At 63.1% G+C, this 20567-nt stretch carries 23 protein-coding genes; 22 read left to right on the top strand and 1 reads right to left on the bottom strand.

Annotation, left to right across the window (positions count from 1 at the left end):
* The first annotated feature begins 44 nt into the window (after window positions 1-44).
* The 6 genes from queA to K8U54_RS03830 all read left to right on the top strand — a co-directional run bounded on the left by queA (window position 45) and on the right by K8U54_RS03830 (window position 6308).
* Window positions 45-1094: a tRNA preQ1(34) S-adenosylmethionine ribosyltransferase-isomerase QueA gene (queA, locus tag K8U54_RS03855; protein WP_249908949.1), complete on the top strand. Its 1050-nt coding sequence runs from the start codon at window positions 45-47 to the stop codon at window positions 1092-1094.
* A gap of 14 nt (window positions 1095-1108) precedes the next feature.
* Window positions 1109-2224: a tRNA guanosine(34) transglycosylase Tgt gene (gene tgt / locus K8U54_RS03850; RefSeq protein ID WP_249910390.1), complete on the top strand. Its 1116-nt coding sequence runs from the start codon at window positions 1109-1111 to the stop codon at window positions 2222-2224.
* 38 nt (window positions 2225-2262) lie between these two features.
* Window positions 2263-2598, top strand: a complete 336-nt coding sequence (gene yajC, locus K8U54_RS03845; protein ID WP_070887893.1) for a preprotein translocase subunit YajC — start codon at window positions 2263-2265, stop codon at window positions 2596-2598.
* A gap of 244 nt (window positions 2599-2842) precedes the next feature.
* Entirely contained in the window at window positions 2843-4711 is a 1869-nt protein-coding gene (gene secD / locus K8U54_RS03840) for a protein translocase subunit SecD (RefSeq protein WP_249908948.1), read from the top strand.
* Window positions 4712-4720: 9 nt separating this feature from the next.
* Window positions 4721-5641, top strand: coding sequence for a protein translocase subunit SecF (secF, locus tag K8U54_RS03835; protein ID WP_249908947.1), 921 nt, complete (start codon window positions 4721-4723; stop codon window positions 5639-5641).
* A gap of 124 nt (window positions 5642-5765) precedes the next feature.
* The gene (locus tag K8U54_RS03830; RefSeq protein WP_249908946.1) at window positions 5766-6308 is read left to right on the top strand and encodes a glycine zipper 2TM domain-containing protein; all 543 of its coding nucleotides are present in this window, start codon (window positions 5766-5768) and stop codon (window positions 6306-6308) included.
* A 92-nt stretch (window positions 6309-6400) separates the two neighbouring features.
* Here the strand turns inward: K8U54_RS03830 and suhB are convergent, their stop codons facing one another.
* Window positions 6401-7216, bottom strand: a complete 816-nt coding sequence (gene suhB / locus K8U54_RS03825; RefSeq protein ID WP_070887889.1) for a type III secretion system regulator SuhB — start codon at window positions 7214-7216, stop codon at window positions 6401-6403.
* A 143-nt stretch (window positions 7217-7359) separates the two neighbouring features.
* On the opposite strand from suhB, the gene trmJ reads away from it, so the two are divergent.
* The 16 genes from trmJ to hisS all read left to right on the top strand — a co-directional run bounded on the left by trmJ (window position 7360) and on the right by hisS (window position 20546).
* Window positions 7360-8136 carry a tRNA (cytosine(32)/uridine(32)-2'-O)-methyltransferase TrmJ gene (gene trmJ, locus K8U54_RS03820; protein WP_249908945.1) on the top strand — a complete coding sequence of 259 codons (777 nt, stop codon included), beginning with the start codon at window positions 7360-7362 and terminating at the stop codon, window positions 8134-8136.
* Entirely contained in the window at window positions 8129-8908 is a 780-nt protein-coding gene (gene cysE, locus K8U54_RS03815) for a serine O-acetyltransferase (RefSeq protein WP_249908944.1), read from the top strand. Before trmJ ends, cysE begins: the two co-directional genes overlap by 8 nt.
* Window positions 8909-9058: 150 nt before the next feature.
* Window positions 9059-9556 carry a Fe-S cluster assembly transcriptional regulator IscR gene (gene iscR / locus K8U54_RS03810; RefSeq protein ID WP_070887886.1) on the top strand — a complete coding sequence of 166 codons (498 nt, stop codon included), beginning with the start codon at window positions 9059-9061 and terminating at the stop codon, window positions 9554-9556.
* A 45-nt stretch (window positions 9557-9601) separates the two neighbouring features.
* Window positions 9602-10816: an IscS subfamily cysteine desulfurase gene (locus tag K8U54_RS03805; RefSeq protein ID WP_249908943.1), complete on the top strand. Its 1215-nt coding sequence runs from the start codon at window positions 9602-9604 to the stop codon at window positions 10814-10816.
* Window positions 10817-10857: 41 nt separating this feature from the next.
* Complete coding sequence (iscU, locus tag K8U54_RS03800; protein WP_070883324.1) at window positions 10858-11244, top strand: Fe-S cluster assembly scaffold IscU; 387 nt, start codon at window positions 10858-10860, stop codon at window positions 11242-11244.
* 12 nt (window positions 11245-11256) lie between these two features.
* Window positions 11257-11580, top strand: coding sequence for an iron-sulfur cluster assembly protein IscA (iscA, locus tag K8U54_RS03795; protein WP_111460557.1), 324 nt, complete (start codon window positions 11257-11259; stop codon window positions 11578-11580).
* On the top strand, window positions 11580-12107 hold the full coding sequence (gene hscB / locus K8U54_RS03790) for a co-chaperone HscB (protein WP_249908942.1): 528 nt from the start codon (window positions 11580-11582) through the stop codon (window positions 12105-12107). The genes iscA and hscB overlap by 1 nt, the downstream gene beginning before the upstream one ends.
* 54 nt (window positions 12108-12161) lie before the next feature.
* Window positions 12162-14027 (top strand): Fe-S protein assembly chaperone HscA, encoded by a 1866-nt coding sequence (gene hscA / locus K8U54_RS03785; RefSeq protein WP_249908941.1) that lies wholly within the window; start codon window positions 12162-12164, stop codon window positions 14025-14027.
* Between the two features lie 3 nt (window positions 14028-14030).
* Window positions 14031-14372, top strand: a complete 342-nt coding sequence (gene fdx, locus K8U54_RS03780; protein WP_070887881.1) for an ISC system 2Fe-2S type ferredoxin — start codon at window positions 14031-14033, stop codon at window positions 14370-14372.
* A 15-nt stretch (window positions 14373-14387) separates the two neighbouring features.
* A complete protein-coding gene (gene iscX / locus K8U54_RS03775; protein WP_013792386.1) occupies window positions 14388-14588 on the top strand; it encodes a Fe-S cluster assembly protein IscX in 201 nt (66 codons plus the stop codon).
* 138 nt (window positions 14589-14726) lie between these two features.
* Window positions 14727-15158, top strand: coding sequence for a nucleoside-diphosphate kinase (gene ndk, locus K8U54_RS03770; RefSeq protein ID WP_013792385.1), 432 nt, complete (start codon window positions 14727-14729; stop codon window positions 15156-15158).
* Between the two features lie 24 nt (window positions 15159-15182).
* Entirely contained in the window at window positions 15183-16331 is a 1149-nt protein-coding gene (gene rlmN / locus K8U54_RS03765; protein WP_249908940.1) for a 23S rRNA (adenine(2503)-C(2))-methyltransferase RlmN, read from the top strand.
* A 10-nt stretch (window positions 16332-16341) separates the two neighbouring features.
* Window positions 16342-17106 (top strand): type IV pilus biogenesis/stability protein PilW, encoded by a 765-nt coding sequence (gene pilW / locus K8U54_RS03760; RefSeq protein WP_249908939.1) that lies wholly within the window; start codon window positions 16342-16344, stop codon window positions 17104-17106.
* Window positions 17103-18122: a RodZ domain-containing protein gene (locus tag K8U54_RS03755; protein WP_249908938.1), complete on the top strand. Its 1020-nt coding sequence runs from the start codon at window positions 17103-17105 to the stop codon at window positions 18120-18122. The genes pilW and K8U54_RS03755 overlap by 4 nt, the downstream gene beginning before the upstream one ends.
* A gap of 1 nt (window position 18123) precedes the next feature.
* A complete protein-coding gene (gene ispG / locus K8U54_RS03750) occupies window positions 18124-19236 on the top strand; it encodes a flavodoxin-dependent (E)-4-hydroxy-3-methylbut-2-enyl-diphosphate synthase (RefSeq protein WP_249908937.1) in 1113 nt (370 codons plus the stop codon).
* Window positions 19237-19256: 20 nt separating this feature from the next.
* A complete protein-coding gene (gene hisS, locus K8U54_RS03745; RefSeq protein ID WP_249908936.1) occupies window positions 19257-20546 on the top strand; it encodes a histidine--tRNA ligase in 1290 nt (429 codons plus the stop codon).
* Window positions 20547-20567 lie beyond the last annotated feature (21 nt).

The following is a 20567-nucleotide window of genomic DNA, read 5'->3' as shown; positions in this document are numbered from 1 at the left end:
TCCGGTAAGCTGCTCCGCCCTGCAGTACGACACCTTTTTCGATCATGCGCGTTGCCGACTTTCATTTCGACCTGCCCGACGGGCAGATCGCCCGTCACCCCCTTGCCGAGCGCCGTGCCAGCCGACTGCTGATCCTCGATGGCGCCAGCGGGGCACTCGCCCATCGGCAGTTCGCCGACCTGCTCGAGTACCTGCGTCCTGGCGACCTGATGGTGTTCAACAACACCCGGGTGATCCCGGCGCGGCTGTTCGGGCAGAAGGCCACCGGCGGCAAGCTGGAGATTCTGGTCGAGCGGGTGCTGGACGAGCACCGCGTGCTGGCGCACGTGCGTTCGAGCAAGTCACCCAAGCCGGGTTCGCTGATCGATATCGATGGTGGCGCCCAGGCGCAGATGCTGGCGCGTCACGATGCATTGTTCGAGCTGCGTTTCGAGGAGGCGGTGCTGCCGCTGCTCGAGCGCGTCGGGCACATGCCGTTGCCTCCTTATATAGATAGACCCGATGAGGACGCCGACCGCGAGCGTTACCAGACCGTCTATGCACAGAAGGCCGGCGCCGTCGCTGCACCCACGGCGGGCCTGCATTTCGATGACGAGCTGCTGGCCGCCCTGCGTGAAAAGGGCGTCGAAAGCGCCTTCGTCACCCTGCATGTCGGCGCCGGGACCTTCCAGCCGGTGCGTGTCGAGCGCATCGAAGATCACCACATGCACAGTGAGTGGCTCGAAGTCGGCCAGGACGTGGTCGATGCGGTACAGGCTTGCCGCGACCGTGGCGGCCGCGTGGTGGCGGTGGGTACCACCAGCGTCCGCTCCCTGGAAAGCGCCGCCCGCGACGGCGAGCTGAAACCGTTCAGTGGCGACACCGACATCTTCATCTACCCGGGCCGGCCGTTTCACGTGGTCGACGCCCTGGTCACCAACTTCCATCTGCCGGAATCGACCCTGCTGATGCTGGTGTCGGCATTCGCCGGCTACCCCGAAACCATGGCGGCCTATGCCCAGGCCGTGGCCGAGGGCTATCGCTTCTTCAGTTACGGTGATGCCATGTTCATCACCCGCAATCCCGCACCGCGCGGGCCCGAGGTTTCAGTATGACGCGCAGCTGCCGCATGTCCTTCGAACTGCTCGCTACCGACGGCAAGGCCCGTCGTGGCCGGCTGACGTTCCCGCGTGGCGTGGTGGAAACCCCGGCGTTCATGCCGGTGGGTACCTACGGCACGGTCAAGGGCATGCTGCCTCGCGACATCGAGGCGATCGGCGCACAGATCATTCTCGGCAACACCTTCCACCTGTGGTTGCGCCCAGGCACCGAGGTCATCAAGCGCCATGGCGACCTGCATGATTTCATGCAGTGGCAGGGCCCGATCCTCACCGACTCCGGCGGTTTCCAGGTGTTCAGCCTGGGGGCGATGCGCAAGATCAAGGAGGAGGGCGTGACCTTTGCTTCGCCGGTCGATGGTTCCAAGGTGTTCATGGGGCCGGAAGAATCCATGCAGGTGCAGCGCGACCTGGGCTCGGACATCGTGATGATCTTCGACGAATGCACGCCGTACCCGGCCGAATTCGACGTGGCCAAGACCTCCATGGAGCTGTCGCTGCGCTGGGCCAAGCGTTCCAAGGTGGCCCATGGTGAGAGCACGGCGGCGCTGTTCGGCATCGTCCAGGGCGGCATGCACGAGTCGCTGCGCATGCGCTCGCTGGAGGGTTTGAGCGAGCTGGAGTTCGACGGTCTGGCCATCGGCGGCCTGTCGGTGGGCGAACCGAAGGAAGAGATGATCAAGGTACTCGACTACCTGCCTGGGCAGATGCCGAGCGACAAGCCGCGCTACCTGATGGGCGTCGGCAAGCCCGAAGACCTGGTCGAGGGCGTACGCCGTGGAGTAGACATGTTCGACTGCGTGATGCCGACCCGCAACGCGCGCAACGGTCACCTGTTCATCGATACCGGGGTGCTGAAAATCCGTAATGCCTTCCACCGTCACGATGACTCGCCGCTGGATCCGACCTGCGACTGTTACACCTGCAAACACTTCTCGCGCGCCTATCTGCATCATTTGGATAAGTGCGGCGAAATGCTCGGCAGCATGTTGAATACAATCCACAACTTGCGCCATTACCAGCGCCTCATGGCTGGTTTGCGCGAGGCAATTCAACAGGGTACATTGGCCGCCTTTGTCGATGCCTTCTACGCTCGGCGCGGCCTGCCAACGCCGCCGCTGGACTGATTTTCGATGGCCAAAAGATCTTTCAACAGGAGTGTCAAATGAGCTTTTTTATTCCCGCTGCCTACGCTGACGCCGCTGGCCCTGCTGCCGGCCCGGCTGGTACCGGTTTCGAGTGGATCTTCCTGATCGGCTTCCTGGTCATCTTCTACCTGATGATCTGGCGCCCCCAGGCCAAGCGCGCCAAGGAGCACAAGAACCTGCTCGGCAACCTGCAGAAGGGCGACGAAGTGGTAACCAGCGGCGGCATCGCCGGCAAGGTTTCCAAGGTCAGCGACGACTTCGTGGTCATCGAAGTGTCCGACACCGTCGAACTGAAGATCCAGAAAGCAGCCGTTGCGGCAACCCTGCCCAAAGGCACGCTGAAAGCCATCTGATCGCGGTTGAAAAACTACCTGCGTTGCCATCGTTGCGTTGGATACAGGCTCGGAATGCTCATCTACACCGGTAAAGTCGTTCGCGGCGCCGATCGCTTCCTCGCCTGTCTCCCTGGGGCCGCCATCGGCCTGGCACTGGCCGCCTCGTCCAGGTTTTTCAGCGCTCTGTTAAGTCTCTGTTGCAGTTTTATCCATCCCGCGGGGCGCATATTGCGCCCCGCGTCATAAGCGGGCGGCGTCATTCATGCTCAACAAATACCCTTTGTGGAAGTACCTGCTGATCGCAGTTGTGCTGATCGTCAGTCTGATTTATTCCGCACCCAACCTTTATCCCGATGATCCGGCGATCCAGATCAGTGGGGCCAGTTCGGCGCAGACCATCGCGCAGGCCGATCTCGACCGTGTCAGCAGGGCGCTGACCGAGGCCGGCATCGAAGTCAAGGCGTCGAACGTGGGCGAACAGGGCCGCAGCGGCCTGATTCGCCTGGTCAGCCAGGGCGACCAGCTGCCGGCCAAGGACATCGTACGCAAGGCGCTGGGCGACAATTTCGTGGTCGCCCTGAACCTGGCGCAGACCACGCCCGAGTGGCTGCGCAAGCTGGGTGCAAGCCCGATGAAGCTCGGTCTCGACCTCTCCGGCGGTGTGCACTTCCTGCTCGAAGTCGACATGGACAAGGCGCTGGACGTGCGTCGCCAGGTCTACGAGGGCGAACTCAAGAGCCTGCTGCGCAAGGAGCGTGTGCGTTATCGCAGCATGCCGCAGCAAGGTGGCGCCATTCAGCTGGGCTTCGCTGACGCCGAGACGCTGGCCAAGGCCGAGCAGCTGATTCGCAAGGATTACAACGATTTCGAGCTCAACGCCCAGGAACGTGGTGGCCAGCAGGTGCTGCGCGTGACCATGACGCCGGCCAAGATCGCCGAGATTCGTGAGTACTCGATTCGCCAGAACCTGACCACGGTGCGTAACCGGGTCAACGAGCTGGGCGTCGCCGAGCCGCTGGTGCAGCGCCAGGGTGCCAACCGCATCGTGGTCGAACTGCCGGGCGTGCAGGACACCGCCGAAGCCAAGCGTATCCTCGGCAAGACCGCCAACCTGGAGTTCCGTCTGGCGGCCGACCCGAATGCGCCGCGTGGCACCACCGAGCAGTTCGGCTTCCGCGAGGAAGGCCGCCCGCCGGTGCAGCTCGAGCGTGAGCTGATCATCACCGGTGACCAGGTGACCGACGCCCAGGCCAGCTTCGACGAGAATGGCCGCCCGCAGGTCAACATCCGTCTGGACGGCCACGGCGGGGATCTGATGAACCGCGCCACCCGTAGCAATGTCGGGCGCAGCATGGCGGTGATCTTCATCGAACAGCGCCCGTTGACCCGCTACGTGAAACAGATGGTCGACGGCGTCGAGAAGGAAGTGCAGGTCGACTCCTTCAAGGAAGAGAAACAGATCATCAGCCTGGCGACCATCCAGTCGCCGCTGGGCAGTCAGTTCCGCATCACCGGCCTGAACGGCCAGGGCGAGTCGTCCGAGCTGGCGCTGCTGCTGCGTGCCGGTGGTCTGGCCGCGCCGATGTACTTCGCTGAAGAGCGCACCATCGGCCCGAGCCTGGGTGCCGAGAACATCGTCAAGGGCATCGAGTCCACCGAGTGGGCGATGATCTTCGTGTCGCTGTTCATGATCTGCATCTACCGCTTCTTCGGCTTCCTGGCCACCATCGCCCTGGCGTTCAACCTGACCCTGCTGGTCGGCCTGATGTCGGTGATCGGTGCGACCCTCACCCTGCCGGGTATCGCCGGTATCGTGCTGACTCTGGGTATGGCGGTCGACGCCAACGTACTGATCTATTCACGTATCCGCGAAGAGCTGAATAACGGTCTGTCGGTGCAGCGCGCCATCCATGAGGGTTTCGACCGCGCCTACACCGCGATTCTCGACAGTAACCTGACCACGTTGCTGGTCGGTGCGATCCTGTTCGGGCTGGGGACCGGGCCGATCAAGGGTTTCGCCGTCACGCTGTCGATCGGGATCATCACCTCGATGTTCACCGCGATCATGTTCACCCGAGGGATGGTCAACCTGATCTTCGGTGGCCGTAACTTCAAGAAACTGTGGATTTGAGGTGAGGCTATGAGACTTCCATCCCGCATTCCGTTCATGGCGATACGCAACATCGCGTTCGCCGTCACCGTGGTTATCAGCCTTATCGGTCTGGGTAGCCTGTTCAAACATGGCCTCAACTTTGGTCTGGATTTCACCGGCGGTACGCTGATCGAGCTGACCTACGAGAAACCGGCCGATCTGGAGCTGATCAAGCGTGAGCTGGGGCAGGCCGGGTACGCCGACGCCGTGGTGCAGAGTTTCGGTTCCACCACCGACGTGCTGGTGCGCCTGGCCGGTGATTCGCCCGATCTGGGCAATCAGGTCGCGGGTGCGCTGCGCCAGATCGACACGGAGAGCTCCTTCGAGGTCAAGCGCGTCGAGTTCGTCGGCCCGCAGGTGGGCGAGGAGCTGCGTGACCAGGGTGGCCTGGCCATGCTGCTGGCTCTGGGCGGCATCCTGCTGTACCTGGCGTTCCGCTTCCAGTGGAAGTTCGGTGTCGGTGCCGTGGCGTCCCTGGCTCATGACGTGATCGTCACGCTTGGTATCCTGGCTTTCTTCCAGGTGCCCTTCGATCTGACGGTGATGGCGGCCGTGCTGGCGATGCTGGGTTACTCGCTGAACGACACCATCATCATCTACGACCGCATTCGCGAGAACTTCCGGATGATGCGCAAGGCCGACATCATCGAGAACATCGACGTGTCGGTGACGCAGACACTGCTGCGTACCATCGCCACCTCCACCTCGACTGCCATGGCGCTGGTCGCCCTGCTGGTGTTCGGTGGCGACAGCCTGGCCGGCTTTGCGCTGACCCTGCTGATCGGTGTCGTGGTGGGCACCTACTCGTCGGTCTACATCAGCGCCCCCGTGCTGATCTGGCTGAAGCTGACCTCCGAGGATCTGATCCCACCGCCGGCCACTGCAGAGGGTGCGGACGAGCGCCCCTGAGGTGTGATGCATTCACCATTCGCACTGCATAAAGACGGGCGGCAAGGGAACTTGTCGCCCGTTTTGCATTTCCAAGGCTGGGAGTAGAGCGCATAGGCGCTGCAGTTGTGATCAGGAGAATCGCATGAACAAGTCATTGTTGGTTGGTGCTGTGCTGGGTGCCGTCGGTGTCACTGCAGGTGGCGCGGTCGCGACCTATAGCATGGTGAGCGGACCCAAGTACGCCGAGGTTCTGGCGGTCAAGCCGGTAACCGAGACCATCAAGACGCCGCGTGAAGAATGCCGTGACGTGGCCGTCACCCGTCAGCGCCCGGTACAGGACCAGCACCAGATCGCCGGTACGGCGATTGGCGCCGTGGTCGGTGGCCTGCTGGGTAACCAGGTGGGCGGTGGTAATGGCAAGAAGATCGCCACCGTGGCAGGCGCGGTGGGCGGCGGTTACGCCGGTAACAAGGTGCAGGAAGGCATGCAGTCGCGTGACACCTATACCACCACGGAAACCCGCTGCAAGACGGTCCACGACACCAGTGAGAAGATCGTCGGCTACGACGTCAAGTACGATCTGGATGGCAAGGTAGGCCGCGTACGCATGGACGAAGAACCGGGTAGCAAGATCCCGGTTCGCGACGGCAAGCTGGTACTGGCTGATTCCGAGTCGGACCAGTAATCCGCTCGGCAGGTTGAAAAAGGCGCTCTCGAGAGCGCCTTTTTCATGGGCGATAAAAAACCGGCACAAGGCCGGTTTTTTTGACGCCGTGATTAGCGCTTGAGCGAGGCCGACAGGTGCGGCTGAATCGCGGTCAGCACGGCCTTGAAGCACTTGGTGTTGCCGGCAACGATCTGGCCCTTCTCGAGGAATTCGTGGCCGCCGCTGAAGTCGCTGACCAGGCCGCCTGCTTCCTGGATCAGCAGGGCGCCGGCTGCCATGTCCCACTCGGACAGGCCGAATTCCCAGAACGCATCGAAGCGGCCGGCGGCGACGTAGGCCAGGTCGAGACTGGCGGCGCCGGCGCGGCGTACGCCAGCGGTCTGGCCGACCAGGCTGCGGAACATGCCCAGGTAGTTCTCGAGGTTGTCGAGCTGGTCGTTGCGGAACGGGAAGCCGGTACCGAGCAGGGCGCCGTCCAGGCTCTTGCGGTTGCTGACGCGCAGGCGGCGACCGTTCAGGGCGGCGCCGCGGCCGCGGCTGGCGGTGAATTCTTCCTGGCGAACCGGATCGATGATCACGGCGTGCTCCAGGCGGCCACGGTATTTGCAGGCCAGGCTGACGGCGAAGTGCGGAACACCGCGCACGAAGTTGGTGGTGCCGTCGAGCGGGTCGATGATCCACTGGTAGTCAGCGCCTTCGCCGCTGCCCTCGAGCAGGCCGCCTTCCTCGCCGAGGAAGCTGTGGGTCGGGTACGCCTTGCGCAGGGCCTGGACGATCATCAGCTCGGCCGAGCGGTCGATCTCGGTCACGTAGTCCTTGGCGTCCTTTTCATCTACGGCGATGACGTCCAGGCGTTCGATTGAGCGGAAGATCATTTCACCGGCGCTACGGGCTGCGCGCAGCGCGATGTTCAGCATGGGCTGCATGGAAGTTCACCTGGGGTCGTAATAAAGCCGGCCATTCTAGCAGAAAAGCCCGTCGCATGAAGTGCCGTCCGTGTCCTGCATGACACAAAGGAGGGTGCTTCTGTAAGATTTGTCACCTCATTTATCCGACGCGGGCGTCTACCTTGCTGCAGAACATTCGAGTGGTACTGGTCAACACCAGTCATCCCGGCAATATCGGCGGGGTGGCCAGGGCCATGAAAAACATGGGGCTGTCGCGCCTGGTGCTGGTCGAGCCGCGCCAGTTTCCCAGTGAGGAAGCGGTCGCCCGGGCCTCCGGCGCTACCGATATTCTCGATTCCGCGCAGGTGGTGTCCTGTCTCGAAGAGGCGCTGGTCGGCTGCAGTCTGGCCTTTGGCACCAGTGCCCGGGAGCGGCGCATTCCCTGGCCGCTGATCGATCCGCGTGAATGCGGCGTGGCGGCGGTGCAGAAGGCCGTCGAGGGGGGCGAGGTGGCGCTGGTGTTCGGGCGTGAGCACGCCGGCCTGACCAACGAAGAGCTGCAGCGTTGTCACTTTCACGTGCACATCCCTTCCGATCCGGCGTTCAGCTCGCTGAACCTGGCGGCTGCCGTGCAGGTGCTGACCTACGAGGTGCGCATGGCGGCCCTGGCTCGTGAGAGTGCCCCGGTCATGCCGCGGCAGGAGGCGCCTGTCGAGGAGGGTGATCAGCCGGTGACGGCGGATGAGCTGGAGTCCTTCTACGGGCATCTGGAGAAATCGCTGGTGGAAATCGGCTTTCTCGATCCCGCCAGCCCGCGGCACCTGATGAGTCGCCTGCGCCGCCTGTATGGGCGCGCCGAAGTGACCCGGCTGGAAATGAATATCTTGCGCGGCATCCTGACCGAGACCCTCAAGGCCGCGCGCGGTGAGCACCATAAACGGGGAAAGACTGATGTTTGAGCGCATGCGGGAAGATATCCAGGGTGTATTCCATCGTGATCCGGCGGCGCGCAACGCCTTCGAAGTGGTCACCTGCTACCCCGGGCTGCATGCGGTGTGGCTGCATCGTGCCGCCCATGCGCTGTGGACCTCCGGCTGGAAGTGGCTGGCCCGTGGCGTGTCGAATTTCAGTCGCTGGTTGACCGGGATCGAGATTCACCCCGGGGCGGTGATCGGCCGGCGGTTCTTCATCGATCACGGCATGGGGATCGTCATCGGCGAGACCGCCGAGATCGGCGACGACGTGACGCTCTATCAGGGCGTGACCCTGGGCGGCACCAGCTGGAACAAGGGCAAGCGCCACCCGACGCTCGAGGATGGTGTGGTGGTGGGTGCCGGCGCCAAGGTGCTCGGCCCGTTCACCGTGGGCGCAGGTGCCAAGATCGGCTCCAACGCGGTGGTCACCAAGGCGGTGCCGGCGGGGGCGACCGCGGTCGGCATCCCGGCCAAGATCATCGTCAAGGGTGATGACGGGCTCGAGGCGCAACGCCAGGCCATGGCCGACAAGCTGGGCTTCGACGCCTACGGGGTCAGCCAGGACATGCCTGACCCGGTGGCGCGTGCGATCGGTCAGCTGCTCGACCACCTGCATGCGGTCGACAATCGCCTCGAAGGCATTTGCGGCGCGCTGGGCAAGCTGGGCAGTGACTACTGCGCCAAGGACATGCCGCAATTGCGTGACGAGGATTTCGCCGGGGTCTGCAAGGAGCAGGGTGGCAAGCCGGCTGCGTGATGCGGGGCGGGTCTGGCTTTGCTATGATCCGCCGCCACTTTGCGTGGCAAGGGGTTCCTAAACCCGAGTGTTTTGGTTGGTCTTATAGTTGACTCAAATACTCGGAAAAGGAGATAATCGCTTCACATTGTGAATCCTTGGTAACCCTTCATGCGACTGACTACCAAAGGCCGCTACGCCGTGACTGCCATGCTCGACCTGGCGCTGCATGCCCAGAACGGGCCGGTATCCCTCGCCGATATCTCCGAGCGTCAGGGCATTTCCCTTTCCTATCTCGAGCAGCTGTTCGCCAAGCTGCGTCGTGGAAGCCTGGTTTCCAGCGTACGCGGGCCGGGTGGTGGCTATCAGCTGTCGCGCAACATGCAGGGCATCCAGGTTGCTGAGGTGATCGACGCGGTTAACGAATCCGTCGATGCCACGCGGTGTCAGGGGCAGGGTGGTTGCCACTCCGGCGACATCTGCCTGACCCATCACCTGTGGTGCGACCTGAGCCAGCAGATTCACGAGTTTCTCAGCGGCATCAGCCTGGCCGATCTGGTCACGCGCCGCGAAGTGCAGGAAGTCGCCCAGCGTCAGGACCAACGTCGCTGCGCCAACAACGGCAGGGCGCACCATCTGGATAAGATTGAAGCGTCCACCGTCGATTGAGCACGCAAGGCGCCGGCCTGAGACCTGATTAGGAGATACCGAAAAATGAAATTGCCAATCTACCTGGATTACTCCGCGACAACGCCGGTCGACCCGCGCGTTGCGCAGAAAATGATCGAATGCCTGACCAACGAAGGCAACTTCGGCAACCCGGCTTCGCGTTCCCACGTGTTCGGCTGGAAAGCCGAGGAAGCGGTCGAGAACGCCCGTCGCCAGGTGGCCGAGCTGGTCAACGCCGACCCGCGCGAAATCGTCTGGACCTCCGGTGCCACCGAGTCCGACAACCTTGCCATCAAGGGCGTCGCTACTTTCTACGCCAGCAAGGGCAAGCACCTGATCACCTCGAAGATCGAGCACAAAGCGGTGCTCGACACCATGCGTCAGCTCGAGCGTGAAGGTTTCGAGGTCACCTACATCGAGCCCGGCGAAGATGGCCTGATCACCCCGGCCATGGTCGAGGCGGCGCTGCGCGAGGACACCACGCTGGTGTCGATCATGCACGTCAACAACGAGATCGGTACCGTCAACGACATCGCCGCGATCGGCGAACTGCTGCGTGCTCGTGGCGTGTTCTTCCATGTCGATGCCGCGCAGTCGACCGGCAAGGTCGACATCGATCTGCAAGCGCTGAAGGTCGACCTGATGTCCTTCTCGGCGCACAAGACCTACGGCCCGAAAGGCGTCGGCGCGCTGTACGTACGCCGCAAGCCGCGTATTCGTCTGGAAGCCCAGACCCACGGTGGCGGCCACGAGCGTGGCATGCGCTCCGGCACCCTGGCGACCCATCAGTGCGTCGGCATGGGTGAAGCCTTTCGTATCGCCAAAGAAGAGATGGCCGCCGAGAGCGCCAAGGTGCTGGCCCTGCGCGACCGCTTCTTCAAGCAGGTCGAAGGCCTGGAAGAGCTGTACATCAACGGCAGCATGACTGCCCGCGTGCCGCACAACCTGAACCTGAGCTTCAACTACGTCGAAGGCGAGTCGCTGATCATGGCTCTCAAGGACCTGGCGGTTTCGTCCGGTTCGGCCTGTACCTCGGCGTCCCTGGAGCCTTCCTACGTGCTGCGTGCCCTGGGTCGCAACGACGAACTGGCGCACAGCTCGATTCGCTTCACCTTCGGCCGCTTCACCACCGAAGAAGAAGTCGATTACGCCGCAGAGAAGGTCTGCGAGGCCGTTACCAAGCTGCGCGACTTGTCGCCGCTCTGGGATATGTTCAAAGAAGGTGTCGACATTTCCAAGGTGGAATGGGCAGCACACTAAAAGCTGCCGGTGAGCGGCGCCTGATGAGAGAGGATTGAAAAATGGCTTACAGCGAAAAGGTCATCGACCACTACGAGAACCCGCGTAACGTCGGCAAGATGAACGCGGAAGACCCAGACGTCGGCACCGGCATGGTCGGCGCGCCGGCTTGCGGCGACGTGATGCGCCTGCAGATCAAGGTCAGTGACGCGGGCGTTATCGAAGACGCCAAGTTCAAGACCTACGGTTGCGGTTCCGCCATCGCCTCCAGCTCCCTGGCGACCGAGTGGATGAAAGGCAAGACCCTGGACGAGGCTGTCACCATCAGCAACACCCAGCTCGCCGAAGAACTGGCGTTGCCGCCCGTGAAAATCCACTGTTCCGTTCTTGCCGAGGACGCCATCAAGGCGGCCGTACGCGATTACAAACAGAAGAAAGGTTTGCTCTAAGGAGGTTTGTCGATGGCTATCAGCATGACTCAGGCTGCCGCCCAGCACATCCAGCGTTCCCTCGATGGGCGTGGAAAAGGTGAGGGTATCCGCCTGGGCGTCCGCACTACCGGCTGCTCCGGTCTGGCTTACGTGTTGGAGTTCGTCGACGAAACCGCAAGCGAAGACCAGGTGTTCGAGAGCCATGGCGTCAAGGTGATCATCGATCCCAAGAGCCTGGTCTACCTCGACGGCACCGAGCTGGATTTCGTCAAGGAAGGGTTGAACGAAGGCTTCAAGTTCAACAACCCGAACGTCCGTGGCGAATGCGGCTGTGGCGAAAGCTTCAACATCTGATGAACAGTTCCGGTCCTTGTCATTTCGCCCTGTTCGAGCTGCAGCCGAGCTTTCGTCTGGATCTCGACCAGTTGGCCATCCGTTATCGCGAGCTGGCTCGCAGCGTGCATCCCGATCGTTTCGCCGATGCCTCCGAGCGCGAGCAACGCGTGGCGCTGGAGCGTTCGGCGAGCCTCAACGAGGCCTATCGCACGCTGAAGAGCGATTCGCAGCGGGCGCGTTACCTGCTGGCGATGCGCGGGCCCGAGTTGCCGCTGGAAGTCACCGTGCAGGATCCCGACTTCCTCATGCAGCAGATGCAGTGGCGTGAAGAGCTCGAAGACCTGCAGGACGAAGCCGACCTGGCTGGCGTAGCCGCCTTCAAGGGGCGACTGAAGGTGGCTCAGCAGGCGTTGAACGAACGCTTCGCCGAGGCTTGGGAAGACGATGCGCGCCGAGAAGAGGCTGAACGCCTGATGCGCCGCATGCAGTTCCTCGACAAGCTTTCCCACGAGGTGCGCCATCTCGAAGAGCGCCTCGACGATTAATGCTCGCGCGGCTGCCGTGGCCGTGCCTGATACCCAGATAAGCACCGACTACCTATGGCTTTATTGCAGATTGCTGAGCCCGGACAGAGCCCACAACCCCACCAGCGTCGCCTGGCGGTAGGGATCGATCTGGGCACCACCAATTCCCTCGTCGCGGCCGTGCGTAGCGGCGTCAGCGAGCCGCTGCCGGATGCCGAGGGGCGCCTGATCCTGCCTTCGGCCGTGCGTTACCATGCCGATCACGTCGAAGTCGGCGAGGCCGCCCGCGCCCAGGCGTCCAGCGACCCGTTCAACAGCATCCTGTCGGTCAAGCGCCTGATGGGGCGCGGCCTGGCCGACGTGAAGCAATTGGGTGAGCAGTTGCCTTACCGCTTCGTGGCGGGCGAGTCGCACATGCCGTTCATCGACACCGTGCAAGGCCTGAAAAGCCCTGTCGAAGTGTCCGCCGATATTCTCAGGGTGCTGCGTCAACGTGCCGAGGCGACCCTGGGTGGCGAGCTGGTTGGCGCGGTCATTACCGTGCCGGCCTATTTCGACGACTCCCAGCGCCAGGCCACCAAGGACGCCGCGCGGCTTGCCGGCCTGAACGTGCTGCGCCTGCTCAACGAGCCGACTGCCGCTGCGGTGGCCTACGGTCTCGACCAGAAGGCCGAAGGCGTGGTGGCGATCTACGACCTGGGCGGCGGCACCTTCGATATTTCCATCCTGCGCCTGACCGGCGGCGTGTTCGAAGTGCTGGCCACCGGGGGCGACAGCGCCCTGGGGGGCGATGACTTCGATCATGCCATCGCCGGCTGGATCGTCGAGCAGGCCGGTCTGTCGGCCGATATCGAGCCTGGCGCCCAGCGCAGCCTGTTGCAGGCGGCCTGCGCCGCCAAGGAAGCGCTGACCAGTGCCGACAGCGTCGAGGTAAGTTACGGCCAATGGCGCGCTGTGTTGTTCCGCACTCATTTCCAGGCGCTGATCGAGCCGATGGTGGCGCGCAGCCTGAAGGCCTGTCGCCGTGCGGTGCGTGATGCCGGTATCGAGGTCGAGGACGTCGGTGCGGTGGTCATGGTCGGCGGCTCGACCCGGGTGCCGCGGGTGCGCGAGGCGGTCGGCGAGCTGTTCGGTCGTCAGCCGCTGACCGATATCGACCCGGATCAGGTGGTCGCCATCGGTGCGGCGATCCAGGCCGATGCCCTGGCCGGCAACCGCCGGGCCGACGGCGAAGAGTTGCTGTTGCTCGATGTCATTCCGTTGTCCCTGGGGCTGGAGACCATGGGCGGGCTGATGGAAAAGGTGATTCCGCGCAACACCACCATTCCGGTCGCCCGTGCCCAGGAGTTCACCACCTACAAAGATGGCCAGAGCGCCATGATGATCCACGTGCTGCAGGGCGAGCGCGAGCTGATCAGCGACTGCCGCTCCCTGGCACGTTTCGAATTGCGCGGCATTCCGCCGATGGTGGCGGGGGCGGCGAAGATCCGGGTGACCTTCCAGGTCGATGCCGACGGCCTGCTCAGCGTCAGCGCCCGTGAACTCGCCTCGGGCGTCGAAGCCAGCATTCAGGTCAAGCCGTCCTACGGCCTCACCGACGGTGAAGTCGCGCGCATGCTGCAGGACTCCTTCCAGCACGCCGGCGGTGACAAGGCGGCGCGCGTGCTGCGTGAGCAGCAGGTCGACGCCCAGCGTCTGCTCGAAGCGGTCGAGGGTGCGCTGCAGGCCGATGGCGAGCGTTTGCTGGATGCCGAAGAGCGAATGGTGATCGAACTGCAGATGCAGGAATTACGTGATTTGTTGACGGGCACCGATGGCCTGGCCATCGAGCAGCAGACCAAGCGTCTGTCGCAGGTGACCGATGCCTTTGCCGCCCGGCGCATGGATTCGACGGTTAAAGCCGCGCTGGCCGGGCGCAGCCTGAATGAGATCGAGGAATAAGCGATGCCCGTGGTAACTTTTCTGCCCCACGAGAAATTCTGCCCTGAAGGGCTGGTGGTCGAGGCGCCGTCCGGTACGTCGATTCTGGAGCTGGCCCACGAGCACCATATCGAGATGGAAAGCGCCTGTGGCGGTGTGTGTGCCTGCACCACCTGCCACTGCATCGTGCGCAAGGGGTTCGACTCGCTGAACGAAGCCGACGAACTCGAAGAGGATTATCTGGACAAGGCCTGGGGGCTGGAAGCCCAGTCGCGCCTGGCCTGCCAGGCGATCGTCGGAGAGCAGGACATCACCGTCGAGATTCCCAAGTACTCGCTCAACCACGCCGCCGAAGCGCCGCACTGATCAGGAAGCCACGCCATGAGCCTGAAATGGGTTGATGTGCTCGAAATCGCCATCCAGCTCGCCGACAGCAAGCCGGACGTCGATCCCCGTTATGTCAATTTCGTCCAGTTGCACCGCTGGGTGGTCGAGCTGCCGGAGTTTTCCGACGACCCGCAGCGCGGCGGCGAGAAGGTCCTCGAAGCCATTCAGGCAGCCTGGATCGAAGAAGCGCAGTAAGCGTGGGCCGGACGATAGCCGGCCTTTTATGCCGAGCAGGTGCCACCTTGGGGCATCGCTCTTATGCTTTTGACTGGAACCCGCGTATAATTCGCGGGTTTAATTTTTGGCTTTAATCCACCGTTTCTGGAGTTTCACATGGCTGTTCAACGTACCTTCTCCATCATCAAGCCGGACGCCGTTGCTAAGAACGTGATCGGCAAGATCACCACCCGCTTCGAAGAAGCCGGTCTGCGCATCGTTGCTTCCAAGCAGCTGCAACTGTCCGAGCGCGAAGCGGCCGGCTTCTACGCCGAGCACAGCGAGCGTGGTTTCTTCAAGGATCTGGTCGCTTTCATGACCTCCGGTCCGGTCATCGTTCAGGTCCTGGAAGGCGAGAACGCCATTGCCAAGAACCGTGAACTGATGGGCGCTACCAACCCGAAGGAAGCTGCTGCCGGCACCATCCGTGCCGACTTCGCCGTTTCCATCGACGAGAACGCCGTTCACGGTTCCGACTCGGAAGCTTCCGCTGCTCGCGAAATCGCTTACTTCTTCTCCGCTACCGAGATCAACGCCCGCATTCGCTAAGGCGAAGCGTGCGAAGGTGACGTCATGACCGACACGAATGGCAAAATCAACCTGCTGGGCCTGACCCAGCCGGAAATGGAGCAGTTCTTCGACAGCCTCGGAGAGAAGCGCTTTCGTGCCGGTCAGGTCATGAAGTGGATTCACCACTTCGGCGTCGATGATTTCGCCGCCATGACCAACGTCGGCAAGGCCTTGCGCGAGAAGCTCGAGGCCGCTGCCTACATTCGCGGGCCCGAAGTGGTCAGCGAAGACATTTCCTCCGATGGCACGCGCAAGTGGGTAGTGCGGGTGGCGTCGGGCAGCTGCGTGGAGACCGTGTACATTCCCCAGGGCGGGCGTGGCACACTGTGCGTTTCCTCGCAAGCGGGCTGTGCCCTGGATTGCAGCTTCTGCTCCACGGGCAAGCAAGGTTTCAACAGCGACCTGACCAGCGCCGAGATCATCGGCCAGGTATGGATCGCCAACAAGTCGTTCGGCAGCGTGCCGGCGAAGATCGACCGTGCCATCACCAACGTGGTGATGATGGGCATGGGCGAGCCGCTGCTGAACTTCGACAATGTCGTTTCCGCCATGAAGATCATGATGGACGACCTGGGCTACGGCATTTCCAAGCGCAAGGTCACCTTGTCGACCTCCGGCGTGGTGCCGATGATCGACAAGCTCGCCGAGGTCATCGACGTGTCCCTGGCCTTGTCGCTGCACGCGCCCAATGACGAGCTGCGCAGCCAGCTGGTACCGATCAACAAGAAGTACCCGCTGGACATGCTGCTGGCCGCCTGCAAGCGCTACGTTTCCCGCCTTGGCGAGAAACGTGTGCTAACAGTCGAGTACACCCTGCTCAAGGACGTGAACGATAAACTCGAGCACGCCGAGCAGATGGTCGCGCTGCTGGCCGACGTGCCCTGCAAGATCAACCTGATTCCCTTCAACCCGTTCCCCCATTCGGGTTACGAGCGTCCGAGCAACAATGCGATTCGCCGTTTCCAGGAGCTTCTGCAGAAGGCCGGACACAACGTCACGGTGCGTACCACCCGTGGCGAGGACATCGATGCCGCCTGCGGGCAATTGGTCGGCCAGGTCATGGACCGCACCCGGCGCAGCGAGCGCTATATCGCCGTGCGCCAGCTGAACGCCGATGCCGAGGTGGCGCGTCCCACCGCCAGCCGTAACTGAGAGGATCTCCATGACCGTGCTGCGTTCCCTGCTGTTCTTGTTCGGTGCCGGTCTGCTCACCGCGTGCGTATCCACCGGTGACGTCGACCCGATGAAAACGCCTGAAGGGCGCAAGAAGGCCTACGATTCTTTCGTGCAGCTGGGCATCGGTTATCTGCAGCAGGGCGAGACCGGGCCGGCCAAGGTGCCGCTGAAGAACGCGCTGGACATCGACCCTTCGGGTGCCGATGCCCACGCCGTGCTCGCCCTGGTGTTCCAGCGCGAGATGGAGCCCAAGCTGGCCGATGAACATTTCCGCAAGTCGCTGTCCAAGAACCCCAGGGATGCCCGCCTGCTGAACAACTACGGCGGTTTCCTGTTCGAGCAGAAACGCTACGGGGAAGCCATGGAGCGCTATCGGCTGGCTGCCGAAGACAGCCTCTATCCCGAGCGCGCCAGGGTGTTCGAGAACATGGGCATGACCGCCATGATGCTCAACCAGCGTCAGGAGGCCAAAACTTATTTCGAGCGTTCGTTGCGCCTCAACAGCCGCCAGCCACGGGCCTTGCTGGAGATGGCCAATCTCTCCTTCGAAGATCGCGAGTACGTGCCGGCGCGCAGCTATTACGAGAGCTTCAGCGCCATTTCCGAGCAGAATGCCCGCAGCTTGTTGCTGGGCGCACGCCTGGCCACGATCTTCGAGGATCGTGACCGTGCTGCCAGCCTCGGCCTGCAGTTGAAACGTCTTTATCCCGGTACGCCGGAATATCAGCAATATCTGTCGGAGCAAAGATGAAAGCGGCCCAACCCGAAGTTGCAGCAGCTCATCGCGTCAATCCTGGAGAAGCCCTGCGTGCAGCGCGCGAGAGCCGAGGCTGGTCGGTGGCCGAAGTCGCCACCCAGCTCAACCTCACGCCGATGCGCCTGAGCCAGCTGGAGGCTGGCGAGTTCGAGAAACTGCCGGGCAACACCTTCTCCCGTGGATACATCCGCGCCTATGCGAAATTGCTCGGCTTGGAGCAGGCGCCCCTGGTGGCTGACTTCGATCAGTTCACCGGCAGCAACGCCACCGGCAGCAGCGTGCACGCGCTGGGCCGGATCGAGGAGCCGACACGCTACTCGCAGAGCATTCTGCGCCTGGTCAGCTTTTTGCTGCTGCTCGGCGTCGGTGGCGCCTGTTTCTACTGGTGGCAGGACCAGGGCTGGCAGCTCGACGACCTGAAGAACGTCGGCCTGGGCCATGTCGAAGTCGACGGTGCCGATGGCAGCACCCAGATTCATCCGCTCGACGAGCCGGAAGACCAGGCCGTTGCCGAAGCGCAGAGCCAGGGCACCGACCTGCCGTTGCCAGGCGTGCCGGCCGAGCAGGCGGAGGAAGCCCCGAGCGAAACGCCGCCGGCTACCGCCACCGAGCTGCTGGAGCAGAACCCGCCAGCTGGCCAGGCCGCGCCCGCCGAGCAGGCTCCTGCTGCGCCTGGTGAATCGACTGCCCCTGTGGCGCCAGCCGCACCGGCTGCCCAGGCGCCTGCCGCCGCAGCCGCTCAGCCCCAGGCCCCGGTCGCGGCCGGCGAAGGCTTGGTCAGCATGAAATTCACCGCCGATTGCTGGATCCAGGTGACCGATGCCAATGGCAAGGTCGTCGCCAGCGGCCTGAAACGCGGCGGTGACAGCCTGGATGTACGTGGCCAGGCGCCCATGGAACTGCGCCTGGGCTTTGCCCGCGGCGCCCAGGTGACCTACAACGGTGCTGCTGTCGATGTGACGCCGCATATCTCCGGTGAAACCGCACGCTTGAAGTTGGGTGGGCAGTAATATGCACGGTGAATCACCGATCAAACGTCGTCTCTCTCGCAAGATCTGGGTCGGCTCGGTAGCGGTCGGCGGCGATGCCCCGATTGCCGTACAGAGCATGACCAACACCGACACCAACGATGTCGCTGCCACCGTCGAGCAGATCCGTCGCCTCGAAGCGGCCGGTGCCGACATCGTGCGCGTCTCGGTGCCGGACATGGACGCCGCCGAGGCCTTCGGACGCATCAAGCAGCAGGTCAACCTGCCGCTGGTGGCCGACATCCATTTCGACTATCAGATCGCCCTGCGGGTGGCCGAGCTGGGCGTCGATTGCCTGCGCATCAACCCGGGCAACATCGGCCGCGAGGACCGCGTCAAGGCGGTGGTCGAGGCGGCGCGCGACAAGGGCATCCCGATCCGCATCGGCGTCAACGCCGGCTCCCTGGAAAAGGACCTGCAGAAGAAATATGGCGAGCCGACGCCCGAGGCGCTGGTCGAGTCCGCGTTGCGCCATGTCGAGCATCTCGACCATCTGAATTTCCCCGACTTCAAGGTCAGCGTGAAGGCCTCCGACGTGTTCATGGCCGTCGAAGCCTATCGCCTGCTGGCCAAGCAGATCGAACAGCCCCTGCACCTGGGCATCACCGAAGCCGGCGGCCTGCGCTCCGGTACCGTGAAGTCCTCGGTGGGCCTGGGCATGCTGCTGGCAGAAGGTATCGGCGACACCATCCGCATTTCCTTGGCTGCCGATCCGGTGGAGGAGATCAAGGTTGGTTTCGATATCCTCAAGTCGCTGCGCCTGCGTTCGCGGGGCATCAATTTCATCGCCTGCCCGAGCTGCTCGCGCCAGAACTTCGACGTGGTCAAGACCATGAACGAGTTGGAAACCCGCGTCGAGGACCTGCTGGTGCCGCTGGACGTGGCGGTGATCGGCTGCGTGGTCAACGGCCCTGGCGAAGCCAAGGAAGCGCATATCGGCCTGACCGGTGGCACGCCGAACAACCTAGTGTACATCGACGGCAAGCCGGCCTCCAAACTGACCAATACCAACCTGGTGGATGAGCTGGAAAAGCTGATTCGCGAAAAGGCGGCCGAAAAGGCCGCAGCCGATGCGGCCGTGATCGTGCGCGGCTGACCCGTGCTTAAGGAAAACAAGTGAGCAAGTCCCTGCAAGCCATTCGTGGCATGAACGATATCCTGCCGCAGCAGACCCCGGCCTGGCGTTACCTGGAAACCACCCTGGCGACCTTGCTGGACAGCTACGGCTATCAGGAAATCCGCCTGCCGATCCTCGAGTTCACCGACCTGTTCGCCCGGGGCATCGGTGAGGGCACGGACGTGGTCGACAAGGAGATGTATACCTTTCTCGACCGCAACAACGAATCCCTGACCCTGCGCCCCGAAGGCACCGCCGGCTGCGTGCGCGCCGTGCTCGAGCATGGCCTGACCGGTGGCGGTCAGGTGCAGAAGCTGTGGTACGCGGGCCCGATGTTCCGCTACGAGAAGCCGCAGAAGGGCCGTTATCGCCAGTTCCACCAGATCGGTGTGGAAGTGTTCAACCTGCCAGGGCCGGACATCGACGCCGAGCTGATCACCCTGACCTGGCGCCTGTGGAAGCAGCTCGGCCTGGCCGACGCGGTGACCCTGCAACTCAACAGCCTGGGGTCCAGCGAAGCCCGCGGCGTGTACCGTGACGCCCTGGTGGCCTACCTGCGCGAGCGCTTCGATCAGCTCGACGAAGACAGCCAGCGTCGCCTGACCACCAACCCGCTGCGCATCCTCGACAGCAAGAACGCCCAGACCCAGGCGCTGCTCGCCGATGCCCCGACGCTGCACGACTATCTGGATGACGAGTCCCGCGTGCACTTCGACGGCCTCAAGGCGCGTCTGGATGCCGTCGGCATCAAGTACGAGATCAACCCGAAGCTGGTGCGCGGCCTGGATTACTACGGCCGCACCGTATTCGAGTGGGTGACCGACAAACTCGGATCTCAAGGCACCGTATGCGCCGGCGGTCGTTACGACGGGCTGATCACCCAGTTCGGCGGCAAGCCGACTCCAGGCGTGGGTTTTGCCATGGGCGTCGAGCGCCTGGTGCTGCTGCTCGAAACCCTGCAGTGCGTACCCGCTGAATTGAACCGCCCGGCCGACGCCTTCATCTGCGCCTTCGGCGAAGCGGCTGAGTTGGCTGCACTGGCCTTGGCTGAAGACGTACGTAGCCAGGTTCCGGGGCTGCGCCTGCTGGTCAATGCCGGCGGTGGCAGCTTCAAGAGCCAGTTCAAGAAGGCCGACAAGAGCGGAGCCCTGTATGCTCTGATTCTCGGTGAGGACGAACTGGCCAAGCGCGTGGTAGGTTGCAAACCTTTGCGCGACGACAGCGAACAACAAAGCATTGCCTGGTCGGATCTTGCCGACCATCTGGCATCCTGCACCCAGCAGGCTTGAGCGATTTAGCGATTAAGGAGT

Origin of the sequence: Pseudomonas fulva (assembly GCF_023517795.1) — a bacterium.
Taxonomy (GTDB): Bacteria; Pseudomonadota; Gammaproteobacteria; order Pseudomonadales; family Pseudomonadaceae; genus Aquipseudomonas; species Aquipseudomonas fulva_D.
This window is presented reverse-complemented; position numbering and strand designations above follow the sequence as displayed.